This is a genomic window from Desemzia sp. AGC72, assembly GCF_057334175.1.
In genome coordinates this window covers 30,090-50,765 of sequence record NZ_JBHFIG010000008.1, presented here as the reverse complement: position 1 = coordinate 50,765, position 20,676 = coordinate 30,090, and the positions used below count along the sequence as shown (strand labels likewise).

Annotated in this window: 18 protein-coding genes; 2 read left to right on the top strand and 16 right to left on the bottom strand. The window is 36.5% G+C overall.

The window, feature by feature from the left end:
* Window positions 1-2 precede the first annotated feature (2 nt).
* The 8 genes from ACE025_RS05290 to ACE025_RS05255 all read right to left on the bottom strand — a co-directional run bounded on the left by ACE025_RS05290 (window position 3) and on the right by ACE025_RS05255 (window position 8,787).
* Window positions 3-635 carry an SGNH/GDSL hydrolase family protein gene (locus tag ACE025_RS05290; protein ID WP_485938177.1) on the bottom strand — a complete coding sequence of 211 codons (633 nt, stop codon included), beginning with the start codon at window positions 633-635 and terminating at the stop codon, window positions 3-5.
* Window positions 616-1,527, bottom strand: coding sequence for an ROK family protein (locus ACE025_RS05285; protein WP_485938175.1), 912 nt, complete (start codon window positions 1,525-1,527; stop codon window positions 616-618). Before ACE025_RS05285 ends, ACE025_RS05290 begins: the two co-directional genes overlap by 20 nt.
* Window positions 1,527-3,785: an alpha-galactosidase gene (locus tag ACE025_RS05280; RefSeq protein WP_485938173.1), complete on the bottom strand. Its 2,259-nt coding sequence runs from the start codon at window positions 3,783-3,785 to the stop codon at window positions 1,527-1,529. Before ACE025_RS05280 ends, ACE025_RS05285 begins: the two co-directional genes overlap by 1 nt.
* A gap of 346 nt (window positions 3,786-4,131) precedes the next feature.
* Window positions 4,132-5,739: a gamma-glutamyltransferase family protein gene (locus ACE025_RS05275; protein WP_485938171.1), complete on the bottom strand. Its 1,608-nt coding sequence runs from the start codon at window positions 5,737-5,739 to the stop codon at window positions 4,132-4,134.
* Between the two features lie 133 nt (window positions 5,740-5,872).
* Window positions 5,873-6,250, bottom strand: a complete 378-nt coding sequence (gene gloA, locus ACE025_RS05270) for a lactoylglutathione lyase (RefSeq protein ID WP_485938169.1) — start codon at window positions 6,248-6,250, stop codon at window positions 5,873-5,875.
* Window positions 6,251-6,345: 95 nt separating this feature from the next.
* A complete protein-coding gene (gene gloA2, locus ACE025_RS05265) occupies window positions 6,346-6,726 on the bottom strand; it encodes an SMU1112c/YaeR family gloxylase I-like metalloprotein (protein WP_485938167.1) in 381 nt (126 codons plus the stop codon).
* Between the two features lie 68 nt (window positions 6,727-6,794).
* Window positions 6,795-7,796: an L-glyceraldehyde 3-phosphate reductase gene (mgrA, locus tag ACE025_RS05260; protein ID WP_485938165.1), complete on the bottom strand. Its 1,002-nt coding sequence runs from the start codon at window positions 7,794-7,796 to the stop codon at window positions 6,795-6,797.
* A gap of 49 nt (window positions 7,797-7,845) precedes the next feature.
* Window positions 7,846-8,787, bottom strand: a complete 942-nt coding sequence (locus tag ACE025_RS05255) for an MsnO8 family LLM class oxidoreductase (RefSeq protein WP_485938163.1) — start codon at window positions 8,785-8,787, stop codon at window positions 7,846-7,848.
* A gap of 255 nt (window positions 8,788-9,042) precedes the next feature.
* Here ACE025_RS05255 and ACE025_RS05250 point away from each other — a divergent pair, with 255 nt between their 5' ends.
* Both ACE025_RS05250 and ACE025_RS05245 read left to right on the top strand, forming a co-directional pair.
* Complete coding sequence (locus tag ACE025_RS05250; RefSeq protein WP_177192457.1) at window positions 9,043-9,201, top strand: hypothetical protein; 159 nt, start codon at window positions 9,043-9,045, stop codon at window positions 9,199-9,201.
* Between the two features lie 717 nt (window positions 9,202-9,918).
* Window positions 9,919-10,836 carry an AEC family transporter gene (locus ACE025_RS05245; RefSeq protein WP_485938160.1) on the top strand — a complete coding sequence of 306 codons (918 nt, stop codon included), beginning with the start codon at window positions 9,919-9,921 and terminating at the stop codon, window positions 10,834-10,836.
* 112 nt (window positions 10,837-10,948) lie between these two features.
* Here ACE025_RS05245 and araA read toward each other — a convergent pair whose 3' ends face one another.
* From araA to chvE, 8 genes are all read right to left on the bottom strand, one after another.
* The gene (gene araA, locus ACE025_RS05240) at window positions 10,949-12,373 is read right to left on the bottom strand and encodes an L-arabinose isomerase (RefSeq protein ID WP_485938158.1); all 1,425 of its coding nucleotides are present in this window, start codon (window positions 12,371-12,373) and stop codon (window positions 10,949-10,951) included.
* Window positions 12,374-12,387: 14 nt separating this feature from the next.
* Window positions 12,388-13,089, bottom strand: coding sequence for an L-ribulose-5-phosphate 4-epimerase (locus tag ACE025_RS05235; RefSeq protein WP_485938156.1), 702 nt, complete (start codon window positions 13,087-13,089; stop codon window positions 12,388-12,390).
* Between the two features lie 27 nt (window positions 13,090-13,116).
* On the bottom strand, window positions 13,117-14,724 hold the full coding sequence (locus ACE025_RS05230; protein WP_485938154.1) for a xylulokinase: 1,608 nt from the start codon (window positions 14,722-14,724) through the stop codon (window positions 13,117-13,119).
* 169 nt (window positions 14,725-14,893) lie between these two features.
* Window positions 14,894-15,982 carry a substrate-binding domain-containing protein gene (locus tag ACE025_RS05225; RefSeq protein ID WP_485938152.1) on the bottom strand — a complete coding sequence of 363 codons (1,089 nt, stop codon included), beginning with the start codon at window positions 15,980-15,982 and terminating at the stop codon, window positions 14,894-14,896.
* A gap of 196 nt (window positions 15,983-16,178) precedes the next feature.
* Window positions 16,179-16,493: a PTS sugar transporter subunit IIB gene (locus ACE025_RS05220; protein WP_485938150.1), complete on the bottom strand. Its 315-nt coding sequence runs from the start codon at window positions 16,491-16,493 to the stop codon at window positions 16,179-16,181.
* A gap of 27 nt (window positions 16,494-16,520) precedes the next feature.
* Window positions 16,521-17,738, bottom strand: coding sequence for a multiple monosaccharide ABC transporter permease (gene mmsB / locus ACE025_RS05215; RefSeq protein ID WP_485938148.1), 1,218 nt, complete (start codon window positions 17,736-17,738; stop codon window positions 16,521-16,523).
* Window position 17,739: 1 nt separating this feature from the next.
* The gene (gene mmsA, locus ACE025_RS05210; RefSeq protein WP_485938146.1) at window positions 17,740-19,269 is read right to left on the bottom strand and encodes a multiple monosaccharide ABC transporter ATP-binding protein; all 1,530 of its coding nucleotides are present in this window, start codon (window positions 19,267-19,269) and stop codon (window positions 17,740-17,742) included.
* A gap of 66 nt (window positions 19,270-19,335) precedes the next feature.
* Entirely contained in the window at window positions 19,336-20,424 is a 1,089-nt protein-coding gene (chvE, locus tag ACE025_RS05205) for a multiple monosaccharide ABC transporter substrate-binding protein (protein WP_485938144.1), read from the bottom strand.
* Between the last annotated feature and the right edge of the window lie 252 nt (window positions 20,425-20,676).

The following is a 20,676-nucleotide window of genomic DNA, read 5'->3' as shown; positions in this document are numbered from 1 at the left end:
TGTTACTCGATATTTTCCAACCATTTTTCAGCAATCAATCCATGTCCTGCTACTGTTGGGTGCACGCCATCTTCACCTGTTAAATATTGGAAGCTGTGCTTGATGCCGTAAGCATTCAATGGACCATCCAACGCTATAAATTCTGTCTGGAATTCTTTCGCTAGTTTGCGGATGATCTGGATACGCTGGTCTAAATCAACTCTCCATTTTGTACGATTTTCTGGATATGGTAAGACAAAAGGTTCCATCAAAACGATTCGTGCAGCTGTTTCTTCTTTTATGCGTTTCAACACTTCACGGTAGTCTTGTTCAAATTGAACCATCACTTCTTTTGAACCTAGAGCTGGCGAGTTTTCGATGTGCCAAGTATCGTTTATTCCGATTAGGATAGACACTACAGTAGGCTCCAATGCAATACAGTCTTCATCTAATCGATTCTTCAAATCTGCTATTTTATCTCCACTGATCCCGCGATTTAAACACGTCAAATTCAACTCAGGGTATGTTGCTTGCAGCTTGCCAGCAGTCATCAACGCATAACCTTGACCTAAATGATCATATTCTTCGCGGTTTCTCCCTACATCTGTAATACTGTCACCATAAAATAAAATTTTGTCATTTTGCAGTAGTTTCATTCTTGGTCCCCCTGATTTTATTACTTTGTTGTACATAATTATAGACAGCCCCAATCAAATTGGCTTCACTTTTAAAATAGCATGTTTCTACTTTAGGAACAAATGGAGCAATACCAACTTGTTTCAAAATAAGTTCGAAGCGCTTCTCCAATTGCTCTAAAATATCTGGTTTATTGGATACACCCCCACCAAGCAAAACCAAATCCGGATCATAACTATACTGCAAGTTGTAGATTCCACGTGCTAGAGAATGATAAAAGACTTCTGCTTCTTCTGCAGCTATTTCATCTCCTGTTTCAGCTAATCGGAAAACCTCTTCCCCGTTTACAGTCCCTATAGGATACCCTTTTCGTTCGCAATAACGTTGTGCCATTTTCACGGCCGTTCCTAATTGACTGAACGTTTGAGTCTCATTCAACAGCATAAATCCAAATTCCCCACCAAATAAGTGAGCTCCGTGCTGCACTTCTCCGTTGATGATCACAGAACCGCCTATTCCTGTGCCGACAACGACCATCAATACATTATCTAGCCCTTTAGCTGATCCTTTCCATACTTCGGCCAGGGCAGCACAATTCGCGTCATTCTCCAAAGCCACTTCACAGCCAAATACCTCTTCCAATTCATCATAAATTGGAAAATGATGCAGGTACGGTAATGCACTAGCTCCTTCAACAACTCTAGCAGCTTGATTGACCGCCCCAGGAGAACTGATTGCCACGCCATCTACCACATACCGTTCTGAATACTTTTCTTTTACTCTTCTCAACTCTTGTTTCATGCTGACCCATGTTGTCGGCGAAGGGAAACTGCCTTTTTCAATCAAATTATCTTCTTGCCAGAAAGCATGTTTTACAGATGTACCTCCAATATCAAATACTGCTAATCCCATTAGTTTACCTCCGAATCATTTTTACTGGTCAAATAGAAAATGTTGCTCGTGAAATCTCCATGGCGATTAAAAGTCCAGTTTTCGCCTCGATCAGCCGTCACATCATCCGCAAAAATCAAGCCTGCAGCCATCAGGTCGTCTCCATAACGTTCCTGATGCATAGGATGCACCGCATAGCGTTTTTCAGTGTCTAATCCCGTCAGTACCAATCGTTCATAAGCTGGGTTTGGTGTTCCTAAAACTTGATAAAAGCCTACGACAGCTTCTGTTTGATTTCTTGAAACGATCATCCAGGCCGTATGGTTTCCTTCAAACGGTGATTTCAAACGATAAAAATCTCCTTGTTGAATCAACTTACGGTGTTTTTTAAAGAACTGGATATGCTGCTGGATTGATTCAATTTCTTCGTGGCTGAGCATCGTAATATCTAACTCATATCCAAATGTTCCAAAATAAGCTACATGAGAACGCATATCCATTGATGTCATCCGACCTACTTGATGATTAGGAACTGCTGAAACATGGCTTCCGATACTGGAGATTGGATAAACCATCGAAGTTCCATATTGAATCTTCAATCGTTCCACTGCATCTGTATCATCGCTCGCCCAAGCTTGTGGCGCATAATACAACATACCCGGGTCATTACGTGCACCGCCGCCAGCACAAGATTCAAACAGAATTTCTGGATACTTAGCAATCAATCGTTCATACAAATCATAAACACCTAATATATACCGGTGATAAATTTCCCCTTGCCGGTCCGCTGGCAACCTGATTGAGAAGGCTTCTGAAATGTAACGGTTCATGTCCCATTTGATATAATCGATGTGAGAACCTTCAATGATCGCGTCCATTTGCTGAAATAAGTTATCTACCACTTCTGGGCGAGAAAAATCCAACACAAATTGGTTTCGCCCATGAGAAACATTTTTCCCGGGTACTTGAATGATCCAATCGGGATGCTTTTCATAAAGAGTCGTGTCCTTGTTGACCATCTCAGGCTCAAACCATAACCCGAACTTCAGTCCTAATTGATGGATTTTTTCTGATAACCCTTTTATCCCATTCGGCAACTTCGATTCGTCTTCAAACCAATCTCCTAGAGAAGTTGAATCATCATTTCGTTTATTGAACCAGCCGTCATCCAACACAAACAGTTCTACTCCTAATTCAGCAGCATTCTCTGCGATCTCCAAAATTTTATTTTCGTTAAAATCAAAATAGGTCGCTTCCCAGTTATTGATCAATACTGGGCGTTCTTTATCTCTCCAGACACCTCTGGCTAATCGAGTTCGATAAAGCTCATGAAAAGCCTGACTCATGCCATTTAAACCTTTATCAGAATAGACCATGACAGCTTCAGGAGTTTGGAAAGAAGCTTTGGGATCCAACTGCCAATTGAAGCGGAACGGATTGATTCCAATCATTGCTCTCGTCACGTGGTACGTATCAACTTCTACTTGTGCAGAAAAATTCCCACTATAGACCAAACTGAATCCATAAACTTCTCCTGCCGTTTCCGTACTATCTGGACGGACTAAAGCCATAAACGGATTATGAGCATGACTGCTTGCACCTCTGGCACTGGATACAGATTGCAGCCCTGTATGAAGAGCTTTACGTTCAACATGAGTTTCTCTTGCCCAGGCTCCATTTAAATGCAGCAAATCATAGTTAGCATCTGGCAAATCGATACTCGCACTCATCGTATTCTCCAATTCAACACTCTCTAAGCCATGATTGATAAAACGAGTGCTGCGAGCAATTACAGGCAGCGCTTTAAAAATAGTGTAATTCAAGTGAACTTCTAGTCCAGAATAAGCGTCTTTTAAAATTACTGTTAACGTTTCTGCTTCTGATTCTTCTTCAACATATGTAGCTGGCAATCCTTCTAAAACCGGTTTTCCTTTCATTACTTTGTGAGAAGAATATTCCAAGTGGGTCACCCGGTCTCCTAATGGCCATTTTACTTGGTGAGCAGGATATCTGAAATCTGTCGTCCCAAATCCTGGGTATTCTTGCTTGATGTGTTCCAGAGCTGAGGTATGATCTCCTTCATATAAATTATTTGCCGGACGATTTTCCCGCTCTACTAAATAAGAAAATGATTCTCTATGTTTGATGCTCTTACCGAAAAATAATTGCTCCAGTTGTTTGATTTTAGGTTCTACTCTAAAAATATAACTCATTTGACCGTTGCTTAAATGAAATTCTTTGGCTTCTTCATTGATGTGAATCAACTGCATGTTTTCCATTGAGAAATCCCCCGCTTTTTCCTTCATTTGATAATACAACGCTTCGCATTTAAATCGCTTTCATTTATGTGGTTGGTAATAGTAGTACACAAATTATATTATACATATTTTTTTATTCAAAGATAGGTTTTTTAGACTATTTGTATATACTAATTAAAAGATTGCTGTTCTGACGGAAAGGCTCCTGTATTTCTACTCTCATTTCTACTCTTTCAAAAAAGTTTTTATTAAGCTGATAAGCCTGTTTTAGAGCTGTAACTTTTTTATATTCTTCACTCATATTGGAGTCAAATATAGTACCAAAAAAAGAACAATAAGGAAAAATTCCCCTATTGTTCTTTACGTTTTACCAAACTGCTATATGCCCGTCTGCTCTCGGCTCAGTCCCTCCGACGAGCACTCCATTTTCCTGTCGCAAAATGATTTGCCCCCTGCCAAAAGATGCCGTACTCGTAGCAATCTCCACCTCATGCCCTCTCTTTAACAAATCTTGAATGATTGGATAAGGGAATTGTGGTTCAACGAGGATCTTTTTCTCCTCCAACCATTGCCAGCGCGGAGCATCCAAAGCGTCTTGAGGATTCAATTGAAAGTCGATCATACTGCTTAGGACTTGAAGGTGAGCTTGGGGCTGCATCCCTCCGCCCATGATGCCGAATGGTCCGATAGGCTTTCCGTTGTGAGTGATAAACGCGGGAATGATCGTATGGAAAGGTCTCTTACCAGGGACCAATACATTTGGATGGTTTTCATCTAATGAAAATTGATTACCTCGATTGTGCAAGCTGATTCCAAGACCAGGAACAACTGACCCGGAACCAAATCCCGCGTAGTTGCTTTGGATATAAGAAACCATATTCCCCTCACTGTCAGCAGCAGCCAAATAAACCGTTCCGGGGTTGTCAAATTTTCCAGGTTCAGGTAAAAGAGCTTTTTTAGTAATTAGACCAGCCCTGCTGGTGGCATATTCCTTAGACAGCATATCTTCAATTTTTGTTCTCATCGAACGAGGATCAGAAATATAGTGCAGTCCATCGCTGAAAGCTAACTTGATGGCTTCTATTTGCTTGTGATAAGTATCTGGACTCTCTTTATCTTTCAACGTCAACTCTTCTAAAATATTCAACGCCATCAATACAATGATCCCTTGTCCGTTTGGCGGCATTTCCCATATTTCATATCCTTTATAAGCAGTTGAAAGAGGGGTGATCCATTCCAATTGATGTTTCTTTAAATCTTCTTTTCGTATGTAGCCGTCATACTTTTTGGAAAAAGCATCGATTTCATCTGCGATCCAACCGGTATAAAAAGCCTCAGCATTAGTAGCACCAATCTCGCGCAACGTTTTTGCGTGACCTTTTGAAGACCACATTTCTCCTGCTTGAAGAGGTTTTCCGTCTGGACAAAAAGTGTCAAACCATGTTTGAAGAACCGGATAGTCTTTCAATTGTTTAGAGAATATTTGATAAGTCCTTTCCCAAGATTCTGCTATCTTACTGGTTACTGGATGCCCTTCTTCTGCTATGATGGCTGCAGGTTCCATCACTTCACTGAGCGATAGTCGTCCGAATTTGTTGACCAATTCTGCCCATCCTTTAGGTACTCCTGGAACAGTTACCGGTTCTAATCCATATCGCGGAATCTCTGTACCTTTTTGCTGGAAGGCCTCTCGCTTCATCAATTCAGGTGCAGCTCCACTTGAATTGAGTCCATACATCTCTCCTTTATACCAAATGATCGCAAAACTGTCGCCGCCGATTCCGTTCGCAGAAGGTTCAACAACTGTTAATGCCGCTGCTGCAGCGACAATTGCATCAATTGCATTACCGCCTTTTTTCAACACTTCCAGCCCAGCTTGTGAAGCTAGGGGATGCGTGGTTGAAACCATCCCTTTTTTCCCGTAAACCAATTCTCTTCTAGATGAATAATGAAAAGTTCCACTATCATATTTCATCAAATTCCCCCTAATTATTTGTGAAGTCGTTATTCGTATCCCTATATAATAAAAAGATAGATTCATTAAAGACCATTTGTATCAGTCTTTAATGAATCTGTTGTTTAGCCGTCCCTATTAAATATGGAATGGATTAATTTTGTACTACTTCGATTTTGTAGCCATCTGGGTCCATGATGAAGAAATAAGTAGCAGCTCCATCAGAAAGACCTTTGATATCTGTAATATCGCAGTTTTTACTTTTGTATTCTTCATGAACTGCATTTAGATCATCTACACCTATAGCGATGTGTCCGTAGCCATTTCCTAAGTCATATTTTTCCGCACTATAGTTGTAAGTCAATTCCAACTCATAACCGCCTTCTTCAAAGGCTAAATAAACTAAAGTGAATTTGAAATCAGGATAGTCTAAACGACGAGCTTCTTTCATCCCTAAAATTTCTGTATAAAATTGAACTGATTTTTCTAAATCTTGTACTCTATAGCACGTGTGGATCATTTTTGTACTCATATTATCCTTCTCCTTCTCGAATAAATTGCTCTTACCTGTTTTATTTTAACCCAACTCTATAAAACTTTCAAAAATGTTCGTTTAAGTTTAAAAATTTACTCATGCAGCTCCAGCGGTAAACCGTCTGGGTCTTTAAAAAAGGTGTATTTGCCGCCCGTAAATTCATCAACTCGAATCGGTTCAGTTTCAATCCCCTTTTGATTCAATTCTTTTACCGTTTCTTCAATGTCATCCGCGTAAAAACACAAGTGTCTCAACCCGACAGCTTCTGGACCACTTTGTCTTTTTGGTGGGTTTGGAAAAGAAAACAATTCTATCTCGCTGTCTCCTATTTTCAAGTCCAACTTGTAAGAGTCCCTCTCTTCACGATAGTTTTCACGGATAATCTCCAGTCCTAGCAGCTCTGTATAAAAATGTTTCGATTTTTCGTAATCAGACGCAATAATAGCGACATGATGAATGTTTTTTAAGTTCATTTAATTTCCTCCTGCAATAAAAAGCTCTTCATTCAGTATATTGAATGAAGAGACCAATTGATAGAATGTTATTTTTTCGTCTCGTTTAAAATAGCATCGATTTCATTCAATTCTTCAGCTGTGAAATGAATGTTGTCCAAGGCTTTTACGTTGTCTTCCAATTGAGCAACACGACTTGCACCTATTAATACACTGGTAACTTTTTGGTCGCGCAAGATCCAAGCTACAGCCATTTGAGCTAATGATTGTCCACGTCGTTTGGCAATCTCATTCAAAGCTCTCGATTTTGCGATATTTTCATGAACTTGGTCTTCTTGTAAAAACGGACTTGAAGAACGTCCAGCTCGCGAATCTTCTGGGATTCCATCTAAATAACGGTCTGTTAATAATCCTTGCGCTAATGGACTGTAAGCGATTGTTCCGGTCCCGTTCTCACTCAAAACGTCTTGCAATCCGTCTTCGATCCAACGGTTGAACATGCTATATGAAGGTTGGTGGATAATGAACGGTGTCTTGAGTTCTTTAAAGATAGCGCTGATTTCGGCAGTTTGTTCTGCAGAGTAATTAGAAATCCCAATATACAAAGCTTTTCCTTGGCGCACCATCAAATCTAATGCTTGAGCAGTCTCTTCAAATGGTGTATTGACATCTGGTCTGTGAGAATAAAAGATATCTACATAATCCAATCCCATGCGGTTTAAGCTTTGGTCAATACTGGCCGTCAAGTTTTTTTTCGATCCGAACTCTCCATAAGGACCTGGCCACATATAATACCCAGCTTTGCTGGAAATAATCAATTCATCACGATACGGTTTTAAATCTTTTTCAAAAATTCTACCGAAGTTTTCTTCAGCACTTCCAGCTGGAGGACCGTAGTTATTTGCCAAGTCAAAATGAGTGATTCCTAAGTCAAATGCTCTTGTGACAATAGCTCGACTTTTATCAAATAAATCTACGTCTCCAAAGTTGTGCCACATTCCTAGCGAAACAGCTGGTAATTTCAATCCGCTTTTTCCTACTCGATTATAGATCATTTTATCGTAACGATTTTCTGCTGCTTGGTAACTCATTTTATCTCTCCTTCAATCTTCTTTATTTTTTAATAAACAATACACTTATTTATCCAAAAAGAGCTCTTCTTTGTTCCGCCAAGGCTTCAGCAAACAACTGGATCGTCATAGCTCTTTTTTTGTTGTTCTCTATATTTGGGATCAACATGACTTCATCAGCTGAATATTCTTTAGCTAATTTGCTGACTTTTTCCACTACTTCATCCCCAGTACCAATGATAGCACGATTTGGGTCTCTTTCTCTATCAGATGCCTGCTGCAATTCATCCCAATGATTGAAATCTTTCTTTAATTGTTCGATTTCTTGTGGTGTATTACCAATAGCGACAAAAACAGCCAGCATAACGTGGGCCTTTTCCAACACATTAGATTGGACAAAATGTTCTTGATAGTAACGGATTGCCTCTTTTAATTCATCGGATGAATTCAAATAATATGGTGCGAAAAAACCTGCACCGATTTCTGCTGTTATGGGTGTATTTCTTGGGCTATTATTGATAATAAAAACTTCAGGTGTTCCATTTTTCATTAGAGACATATAAGCATTGCCAGCTTTTGTATGATTGGTTTTCTCAAGCAACCTTTGAACTTCTTTCATCTCTTGTTCAAATTGACGGTAGTCTGATGGAGCTTCATTCAACTTTTTCGAAAACCATCTTTTTCCGTCAGCTTGCCCTACTCCTACATCAATTCGGTTGTCTCTAACAACAGCCATCGTTTTAAAGGTATCGACGATTTTTTCTCCATTATAGTAAGGCAACATGATTCCTGCAGATCCAATCCGAATCTCATCTGTCGCAAGTGCCAAATGAGCCATGATCAATTCTGGTGTACTGCCGACCAGAACTGAATTGGCCTCATTTTCTGAAATCCAAAAACGATGGTAATCCATAGATTCTGTCAATCTCGCCAATTTGATTCTTTCATTGAGATTTTTCTTTGCTGAAACAGTCGTTTCTTGAGAAGAAAAATCTAATATACTATATTTCATATGAACACCCCATCATACTAGAATTCTTTTTTTATTATACCATTAAAGAATCCGTTTACACATTTTTTGAGAACTTTTTCGTTGTTTCCTTATCTTATAAGCATTCTTAGTTCCTTTTTTAATTTTTAAAAAAAGGAGAGTGTTTTTGTTGAAGTATTGGCAAGAATAAGAGATAATGAAGGTGTAATAAAAATAAATAGATTTCACTTTAAGTGCAGCAGGATCGAAGGATTTTTAGGAGAGAGGATGAGAAATATGAACACAGAAACATTGATTTTCAGTTCAGGATTCATGATGTTTGTAACCTCAGCACTTTTCCTGCGTGCCCACTTTTCTATGTTAAAAAGAAAAGCTGTTCGCGTACGCGTACAAGCCCGTGACTCTGTAGACAGACGATACAATAACCTCAGATAAATGAAGCAGTCTTTAGCCTTGTGCTAGAGGCTGTTTTTTTAAAAACATAGAATAAAGGAGTGGTCAAATGGTCAACCAAGCGCATCCCTTTAATGAACTTATCTCATCTATGTTATTGGATTTATTCGCTAGACGTAATAAACCTCCAAATCATTCACTATACGGGGGAAAATCATTTTATTAATCGTCCGGTTTCGTATACTTAATTAAAAGGAGGGGATTGTCATTAATCTTTTGAGTTTTTATTCCAAAAAGAAAGGTTAAGGTGATCCAACTATCTCGTCCGGCTGTACGTTAACAGCTGAATGATCGGTAACATAGAAAAAATTTTATACGCTAATCAAAAGAGCAGATTAATTTTCTGCTCTTCTTTTATTTCTTATATGGTTAGATAGTAATTGCATCACTTTATTTTACTAACCAACTGGGCACTCTCTAACACAACAGAGTCTTTTTAAATGTGCTTTGGAAATGTCTTCTTCAGAATAATGAATAGCTTTTGCTAATCCTTTGTTTAACTCACCAAATAAAGACATTCTATCCCCAGCTGTAAATATCTTTCAAAATCAATACTTGTTTAGCCAACTTGTTCCGTTCTTCTTTTATAAGATTTTCTGAATCAGATAGGTAAATGAATTCTCTTTTTTATTTTGCAAAAGACCCGTATACTAGTAGTAATAGTGTTTTAATTCAGACTGCGGAAGGAATTTTAATTAAATGAATATTTCAGGAATTATTATCGGGCAAATGAGCATTATGTTTTTGTTGATTTTCTTTGGCTATTTTTTAATGAAGAAGAGCATTCTAAACGATGATGGAACTCAACAAATAGCTAATATGCTGACCAAATACATAACACCTATCATTTTGATCAATGCATTTACACAAGATTTTGAGTCCAATCAAATAGGTTTGCTGTTAATGACTATGGGAGTCTCTTTTTTACTGCTTTCTTCAAGAGCTTTTTTAAATCATTTCCTTTTGAAAAAAGAGCAACGGACCGATAAATTTGCAGCTACATTTTCCAATTCAAATTTTATGGGAATACCTTTGGTGATGTCTGTTTTGGGGTATGAAGGAGTCTTCTTTATGACTGGGTTTATGGTGGTATCCATCACTTTTCAATGGACTTATGGCATCTATACCGTTACTGGAGACAAAAGAATGGTTCAGTTGAAAAATGCTTTGCTTAACCCAGCATTTATAGGTTTATATATTGGGTTATTTTTCTATCTAACTCAAATCCCTTTGCCTTTTGTGATCTTTGAAGCATTCAATGATTTGAGTTCGTTAAATACTCCTTTAGCCATGATTTTATTAGGAAGTTACATCGCTAAAAGCAACTTGATCGATATCTTCAATTCAAAAGCGGCTTATTGGGCAACTTTCTTGAGATTGGTCCTTTATCCTTTAGTAGGAACGTTTATTTTATGGATATTGCCGATTGATAATTATTTGATCTTAATGGTTCTGACAATAGCCTCAGCGGCACCTTCAGCCATCAATACTGCTCTCTTTTCTCAAATATATGGCGGAAATTATGAGTACGGGGCTAGGATCGTTGTCTTATCCACACTACTTTCCATCATCACTCTTCCAATAACATTGACGATTTCGAATATGTTGTTTTCTTGAGTAACATTAAAGGTTTAACTAAAATATGCGTAAACTATTGTAAATAAAATACTCCAACTATTCGACTCCTACTTTTTAGAAGTCGTTAAACAGTTGGAGTATTTATTCTTTTTTATTTGATTACAATTGTTTCCAAGTCAACCATCTTTGCCCAATCTTGAATTTGTTCTACTGTTAAAACTAATGATACTACTGTATGGTGTCCGCCACCTGATTGAATCCATTTAGTGATACCTTCTTTAAAGTTAGGTTTAGGTGTCCACAATACTCTGGCTACAGGCAGTTTTGGTGCCTCTTGAGTTGGAACCTCAGCCTCTACAGCATTGATCAAAAGTCTATAATGAGTTCCCAAATCTAACATTGAAACTACGACTCCATTTCCTGCTGCTCCATCAAATACTAAACGAGCAGGGTCTTCTTTATCACCAATGCCAAGTGGTTCAACGACAATTTTCGGTTTACTACTTGCTAAAGTCGGATCAACTTCTAACATATGAGATTGTAAAATCATTTCTTTTCCTTCTGTTAAATCATACGTGTAATCTTCCATAAATCCCGTCTGCTTATTTTTTGACATAATTTTCATTAACCGATCTAATGCTGCCGTCTTCCAGTCGCCTTCGCCAGCAAATCCGTAACCTTCAGCGTTTAATCGTTGAACAGCCATCCCAGGCAATTGCTTCATACCATGTAAGTCTTCAAAATTAGTAGTAAATGCTGTGTATCCTCCTGCTTCAAGGAATCTGCGTAAAGCAATTTCGATTTTAATTTGTTCTTTTACGTGTTCTTCATAGTATGCTGGTTCATTATTTCCCAATTCAAAATCATATAATTTTTCGCACTCTTCATAAGTAGCATGAATCTCTTCAGAGGTTACTTTTTTCATTTCTGCTACTAAATCTCCAATACCATAGTAATCTACAGTCCAACCAAATTGTATAGAAGCCTCTACTTTATCGCCTTCTGTTACAGCAACATGTCGCATATTGTCACCAAATCGTGCCACTTTGATATTTTGACTTTCAATAAATCCGATAGCTGAATCCATCCATAAGGCAATATCTTGTTGAACAGATCTATTTCCCCAATACCCTACGACAATTTTATTGTTTTTCTTCAGTCTTGCATTTATGAACCCATATTCGCGATCTCCATGAGCTGATTGGTTTAAGTTCATAAAATCCATGTCAATAGTATCCCAAGGAATTTTTTCGTTAAATTGTGTCGCTAAGTGAAGTAATGGTTTTTGCAGCAATTTAGTTCCAGCTATCCACATTTTAGCAGGAGAAAATGTATGCATCCATGTTATCACACCGGCAACGTTATCCTGGTAATTCACTTCTTTCATAACATTTTTGATTTCATCCGAAGTTGTGACCAGCTCCTTAAAAACCATTGGATAAGGCAAGATACCGCTCTTATTTAATCCTTTGACCATTTCATCAGCATGCTCTTTAACTTGATTTAACGTTTCTTCACCATATAAATTTTGACTCCCAACTACAAACCAGAATTCTTTTGCATTTGTTTTCAACATATTGATTAGCTCCTCTATTTTTTAATTTGTCCATAATAGGCATTTTTTCCATGTTTCCGCTTAAAATGTTTATCTAGCAGTACTTGATCCATACGAATATCAAATGGATTCAATTGCAGTGAGTGATATGTCATCTCAGCAACTTGCTCTAGTACTACTGCATTATGGACAGCATTTTCCGGAGATGTTCCCCATGTAAATGGTCCATGGTCATTTACAAGTACTCCAGGTAATTCATCTGGTGATAATCCCTTTTCTTGGAATGTCTCAATAATCACAGTGCCAGTTTGTTTTTCATAATCAGTTGTAATTTCATCTTCCCTCATTGCACGTGTAATCGGGATATCGCCATAAAAGTAATCTCCTTGGGTTGTACCGGCTGCCGGAATTGCGCGTCCAGCTTGTGCAAATGAAACGGCCCACGGTGAATGTGTATGTACAATACCTTTTATGGAAGGAAAGGCCTTATACAATTCAATATGGGTAGCGGTATCGCTAGAAGGATTCATTTTTCCTTCTACAATGCTTCCTTCTAAATCTACTATCACCATGTCTTCTGGTCGTAATTTATTATATTCTACTCCACTCGGTTTAATGACAATATGACCACTTTCTCTGTCAATACCACTAACGTTTCCCCAAGTAAAGGTGATTAATTGATACTTAGGTAACAGCATATTAGCTTCATAGACTTTTCTTTTCAATGTTTCTAACATGACTAATCTCCTTTATTAACTTACTTTTTAACTAAGATAATCAATTGCTGCTTGTTCTATAGGCAAGCCCATTTTATAACGTTCCATAAATATTTCAAATCCAGCTACTTCTTCTGCAAGAGGTTCAATAGTTGTTCCTTTGTCTTCTTTAAAAACTTTATTTTCCAGAAAATCAGCCAATGTTTCATTATTTTCTTTTTGGCGTAGATAGGCAGCCAACAAAGCAATGCCCCATGCTCCACCTTCTCCTGCAGTATGCATCACTGTCACTGGCGCATCCATTACTGATGCCATAACACGCTGACCAACTTCTTTAGTTTTAAAGATTCCTCCATGGCCAACAATTTTATTTATATTTATTTTTTCTTCTTTTGTTAAAATGTCCATCCCAATTTTCATAGCCCCGAATGCTGTATACAAATTAACGCGCATAAAGTTTGCAAGAGTAAATTTACTATCTGGTTGCCGTACAAATAGAGGTCTTCCTTGATTTATATGTGTAATATTTTCGCCCGAATAATACCCGTATGATAGTAACCCACCGCCATCTAAATCACCTTTTAAAGCTTCGTTGAACAACAAACTGAACAACTCATTCTTATCCAATTTCAATCCTGCAGCAGCAGAAAATTCTGTAAATAGATCTATCCAGGCATTTACGTCAGAAGAGCAATTATTGGTGTGTACCATTGCTACTAAATTGCCCGAAGGTGTTGTCACTAAATCGATTTCGGGATGAACTTTTTGTAGTTCTTTTTCTAAAACAATCATGGCGAACGCAGAAGTTCCAGCTGAAACATTACCAGTCTTTTTGGACACACTGTTTGTTGCAGTCATACCCGTTCCAGCATCTCCTTCTGGAGGACAAATCGGAATTCCTGCTTCTAGTTTACCTGAAGGATCTAATAATTTCGCACCCTCTACCGTTAAGGAACCAGCATTATCACCGGCAAATAAGATGTTTGGCAGTATACTCTCAAGTTGCCATGTGTATCCCTTATCTCTAATAAGTTCATTATATTGGCGAAACATTTCCGGATGGTATCCTCTAGTTGTATTATCGATTGGAAACATCCCTGATGCGTCTCCTACGCCGATAACTTTCTTTCCAGTCATTTTCCAATGAACATAGCCAGCAAGCGTAGTTAAAAAATCAATCTCTTTTACATGCTCTTCATTATTCAATATAGCCTGATGTAAGTGAGCAATGCTCCAGCGTTGCGGTATAGGGTAGTTGAAAAGTTTAGTTAGTTCTTTTTCTGCTTGCCCAGTCATTGCATTTCGCCATGTTCGAAATGGCACCAATAGACTTTCTTGTCTATCAAAAGCTAAATATCCATGCATCATTGCACTAAACCCAATAGACCCAACAGAAGTCAATACTTCATCGTACTGTTCTTTAACCTTATTAGCCATTGCTTGATAGCTTTCTTGTAACCCCTTCCAAACGTTATCAAGCGAATAAGTCCAAATTTCATTTTCTAACTGATTTTCCCATTCAAAACTTCCTGAAGCAATTGTTTGATAATGAGAATCAATTAATATGGTTTTGATTCTAGTAGATCCTAATTCGATACCAAGAGAAGTTTGGTTACTTAAAATATCTTTTTTGGCTTTTTCTATTTTACTGTTCAAAACATCTCCACTCCTTATCCATTCTATAAATAGAAAGCGCTATCATCTGTACAACAAAAATTATACCTTTTTTGTACGTACACGTCAACGTTTTTTTTTAAAACGTACGTACAAAAAAGGTATAATTCGTTTTTTCCTTTTTATTCTATCCATTTGCTTAATTCTCAATTTATATTTTGTTTTTGCTTGTAGAAGAACGAACAATCAACTCAGGTTCATACACAATAGATTCCTGTTTGAAAGAATTCTTCTCAATAGCTTGTATGATCCAGTTTGCTGCATCTCTTCCGAGTTGTTCTTTCGGATGATTGATTGAAGTCAACTTTACATCTGTGGCAGTACTTAAGAAGGAATTATCGTGACTGACGATGGAAATATCTTCAGGTATCCTTTTCCCTATAGCTTGAATACGTTCTATGACTTTTACAGCAATCTGATCGTTATAGCAGACAAATGCAGTGGGCGAATTATCCAGTTGCAATACTTGATCTATTTTACTAGTCAATTTGTCAATGTTTTCAGTATCAAAAGTAATCATTAAATTTCCGTCAAAAACCTTATTAACATTACTATGCGCTCTCACAAAACCTTTCATTCGTTCTTTCCCTTGTAAATCATCTGTTTTCGTTACCATACAGATTCTAGCATGTCCTAAATCTAATAAATGTGATGTCAATTTTTCACTTGCCAATTTATCATCCATTCTTATTTCTGGAGCTTCTAATTCTTCATATGAAGCATTTATAGACACGTAAGGGATTCCTCTTTCTTGAATACCAAGATAATAGTTTAAGTTAGGGTTCAAATTTGCACTTTTAGTGGGCTCAACAATTAAACCATCTACACGTTTTTCTAACATCATTTCAAGACTTCTTTTTTCATTTTCAACATTATTTTGAGTACTGGACAATAATAACGCGTATCCTTTTTTACTCAATACATCTTCAATTCCTCGGATAATAGATGGAAAAATATAATCAGAAAGATAAGTTGTAATGACCCCTATGGTTTTTTGAGAAGTATCTTTTTGTTCCAACTGGTATTGGTTACTTACATAAGTTCCTGATCCCTGTTCTTTTTTCAAATAACCTTCATTTACTAGCTCTGATATAGATTGACGAATAGTATGTCTGCTGACATTAAATTTATCTTTTAACTCAGCTTCTGAAGGGATCTTACTATTCACTTCATATTCTCCGCTTAAAATAAATTGTTTTATTTTATTTTTAATAATTATATACTTAGGTTCACTACCCATAAGTTCACTCCTTCAAAAGTTGTACGTACGTATATAGTACAGCAAGTAAAGTATAGTTGCAATAACGTACATTCTTCTGTACAAACTTAATTTTATTTTTTCTACCTTAGTATATAAGTTTACTGTATATAAAAAAAGCAATTAAATTACCTTATAACAAGGCTAACTTAACTGCTTTTCACTTAAATTAAAATTTTTACAACATCGTTTCTAATTTACTATAAATCACTTGAGAATCAAGTCTCTTGTAATCATCCTCATCAATCAATCTATATGGAACTTTTTTGTAGTTAAGCAACTCTTCCAGTCTAGAAACTTCATATCTAGCTTGGGGGCCAATTAATAAAGCATCAATTTTCTGTTCTTTTATAACATTTTCAGCAACTATCGCAGGAGCAGAATAAATATGATACTTTTTACCACTATCTTCTGCAATTTTCTGTAAATTTTTTACTATTAAACCTGCTGTGATACCCGCGGTACAAATCAAAAGAATTGTTTTATCTTCCAAGAATCAGCCACTCCCTCAGTTCAAGTTTTAAGATGCTTTTCTTTTTCTGCTGTAAATATCAAAAGCTACTGCAAGTAATAATATCAGCCCTTTGATTGCTTGTTGCCAGTCAATACCTACACCCATGATAGACATTCCATTATTTAAAATCCCCATGATCAGACCACCAATAACAGCTCCAAGTATAGTTCCAATCCCGCCAGATGCTGATGCCCCACCAATATATACCGCTGCAATAGCATCTAGCTCAAATCCATTTCCTGCGTTTGGTGTAGCTGCGTTTAAACGAGAAGCTACTAATAATCCAGACAAAGCAGCCATGACTCCCATATTTACAAATATCCAAAAAGTTAGTTTTTTCGTTTTAACCCCTGATAATTCAGCCGCTTTTCTATTACCTCCTGTCGCATATACTTGTCTTCCTATAGTAGTTTTTGTCGTTACGAAACCATAAACCATAACTAGAACAGCTACAAGTATTAATATAAGAGGATAGCCTTGGTACGAGGCTAATACAAAGGTCAATAGCATAATTGCTATAAACGTAATAGCTACTTTAGTTGCAAACCAAACAATAGGTTCTACTTCAAATAAGTTATCTTTTTTCCTTTTACGTGCCTTCCATAAATTCCATACAGCAAGAAGAGATAAAAGTAAGCCTATTATAATTGAGGTAATATGCAAACCGCCATCTCCAAAGAAGTCTGGTATATAGCCTGAACTTAATTTAGTGAACGTTGTTGGAAAAGGAGCAAGCGTAGTTCCTCCTAAAATTACTTGAGTCAGTCCCCTAAAAGATAGCAAACCTGCTAATGTAACAATGAAGGCTGGGATACCTATATACGAGATCCAAAAACCGTTCCAAGCACCAATCAATCCACCAATCAATAGCGATGCACCTATAGCTACAAAAGGCGGCCATTGCCATTGAATCATCATTACAGCTGATGCTGCACCTACAAAAGCGACAACAGAGCCTACCGAAAGATCTACATCACCCAGTAAAATAACTAACAACATTCCTATAGCCAACACTAGAACGTGACTATTTTGTAAGATTAAGTTTGTGATGTTTAATGGTTTCCAAAGGATTCCATCTGTCAATAACTGGAATGCTATTAGAATAGCAATCAAAATAAATATCATACTATATTTGCTTAAAATATCTAAGGCTATATCTTTTATGGTCTTTTTTTCTCTTGTATTGTCTTTTGCTTCTAATTTTTTATCGCTGATTTGTTCCATATTATATCATTGCCTCCTCTGAAGTCATCAGTTTCATTAAATACTCTTGTGTCGCTTCCTCTTTAGTGATATTTCCAGTGAAACGACCTTCATTCATCGTATAAATTCTATCGCACATACCCAAAATTTCAGGTAATTCTGAGGAAATAATACAAATAGCTTTCCCTTCAGTTGCCATTTGTTCAATAATAGAATAAATTTCAAATTTAGCTCCTACATCTATTCCTCGAGTAGGTTCATCAAGAAACAGAACGTCTGGCTCGGACATCAGCCATTTTCCAAGAACTACTTTCTGTTGATTTCCACCACTTAAACTTGCAACATTTTGATAAATATCCTTGGTTTTTATGCGCATATTGTCTCGATATTTTTCTGCTTCAATAATTTCTCTTTCTTTGTCAATGACTCCTTTTGCTGAAATTTTAGACAAACTTGCGATAGTAATATTTTCTTTTATATCTTGCAATAAATTTAACCCATAGTTTTTTCTATCTTCTGATAAATAAGCTATTCGGTTATTTATAGCATCAGATACACTGTTGATTTTTATTTCTTTACCATCTTTAATTACTTGACCACTTATCCCATGACCATATGATCTACCGAATAAACTCATAGCGAACTCTGTTCTTCCAGCTCCCATCAGTCCTGCTATACCAACGACTTCGCCTGCATTAATATAAAAATCAATGTTGTCATTTACTCTTCTCTTTGTATCTATAGGATGATAGACAGTCCAATTTTTAACTTCAAATATCTTTTGTCCTATATTAGGTTTTCTATCTGGATATCTATTTATTAAGTCCCTACCAACCATTCCTTTAATAATTCTATTTTCATCAATTTCTTCGTTCGATAGCGTTTCAATAGATTTACCATCACGAATAATTGTTACATTATCCGCTACATCTGTTATTTCATTTAATTTATGGGAAATAATAATAGACGTAATCCCTTGTTTTTTAAATTCTTTCATTAGCTCCAACAAATTTTTACTGTCTTCTTCATTTAAAGCTGCTGTTGGCTCATCTAATATGAGTAATTGAACATCTTTAGAAAATGCTTTTGCAATCTCTACCAACTGTTGCTGACCTACTCCTAATTGAGTTACTAGACTATTAGGTGAGACTGCCAGTCCAACAGTTTTCAATAAATTGGAAGCTTTTTTCTCTGTTAGATCCCAATCAATAATACCTTTTTTAGATTGTTCATTACCTAAAAAAATGTTTTCTTTAATAGATAAATAGGGAATAAGTGCTAATTCTTGATGTATGATAACAATTCCTTTTTGTTCACTATCTGATATAGATTTAAATTCGCAAACTTCTCCGTTATAAACAATATCTCCAGTGTATTCTCCGATTGTATAAACTCCGCTTAAAACTTTCATCAAGGTTGATTTTCCTGCACCATTTTCTCCGCATAAAGCATGAATTTCACCTTTTTTAACTTTAAGATTCACATTATTTAAAGCCTTGACTCCAGAAAAATCTTTTGTGATATTCTTCATTTCTAAAATTATATCTGACATATACTCACTCCTAATCTTATTTTGGCTCTTACTTATACTAAAATAAATAAGAGCCAAGATAATTTGTTAGTTGTTGATTTCTTCTTCTGTATAGTATCCGCTATCAATTAATGCTTCTTCATAATTCTCATCATCAACAGAAACAGGTTCTACTGTAAATGTTGGAACAACTTTTACACCATTGTCATAAGTTTCTGTATCATTAACTTCTACTTCTTCATCATTGATAATAGCTTCAATCATATCAATAGTTACAGAAGCTAATGTTCTTGTATCTTTAAATATTGTTTGTGTTTGTTCACCTGCGACAATGGATTTAATGGCTGGTAAGTTAGCATCTTGCCCCGTAATAACTGGCAAAGGTTTGCTATCAGTTCCATAACCTACTCCTTTTAGTGAGGAAATAATTCCTAAACTAATAGGATCATATGGTGACAATACTGCGTCTAATGTATTATCTGTATAGTTTGCGCTTAAAAGGTTATCCATACGAGATTGAGCAGTAGCTCCATCCCAACGTAATGTTGCAATTTGGTTGAATTCGGTTTGTCCACTTTGTACTACTAATTGTCCTTTGTCTATATAAGGACTAAATACTGACATGACACCTTCAAAATTAATTACAGCATTATTATCGTCCGGTGAACCACCAAATAATTCTATGTTGAAAGGTCCTTTACCTTCTTTTAATCCTAAAGCTTCTTCTATATAACTAGCTCCTATAACTCCAACTCCAAAATTATCAAATGTTGCATAATAATCTACATTTTCACTATTCATCAACAATCTATCATACGCAATAATTTTAATGCCTTCATTTTTTGCTTTTTGTAATACATCTGTTAACGCTGAACCGTCAACGGAAGCGATTACAAGAACGTCAACACCCTTTGTAATCATGTTTTCAATTTGAGATACTTGGTTGTCTACTACATCTTCAGCAAATTGCAAATCTGTTTTATAACCTAAGTCTTCTAATTCTGTTACCATGTTATTTCCATCGTCAATCCAACGCTCTGCTGATTGTGTCGGCATAGAGATACCTATATATGCCTTTGATTCTTCTGCTTCTGAGTTGCCACACGCAGCTAATAAGACAAAAGATACTAAACCTATAAAACTTAATAATAACTTGCTGATTTTCTTTTTAGTCATTTTCTATATCCCCTTACTAAATTTTTTTATCTATCAACTAAAATATAATCTCTAACAAACCGTTATTAAATAGTTTATCCTCCTTATACTTGTTATGATATCGCTTTCAAAAAGAATTATAACTTACTTATACGTACATGTAAAGTCAAAACTTAAATATTGTACGAACGTTTTTTTGATATTAATAACAAAAAGAAAGCACCATCCTTAAATGATGCTTTCCTTTTTGCTGTTTTTTCAAGTTCTATACAT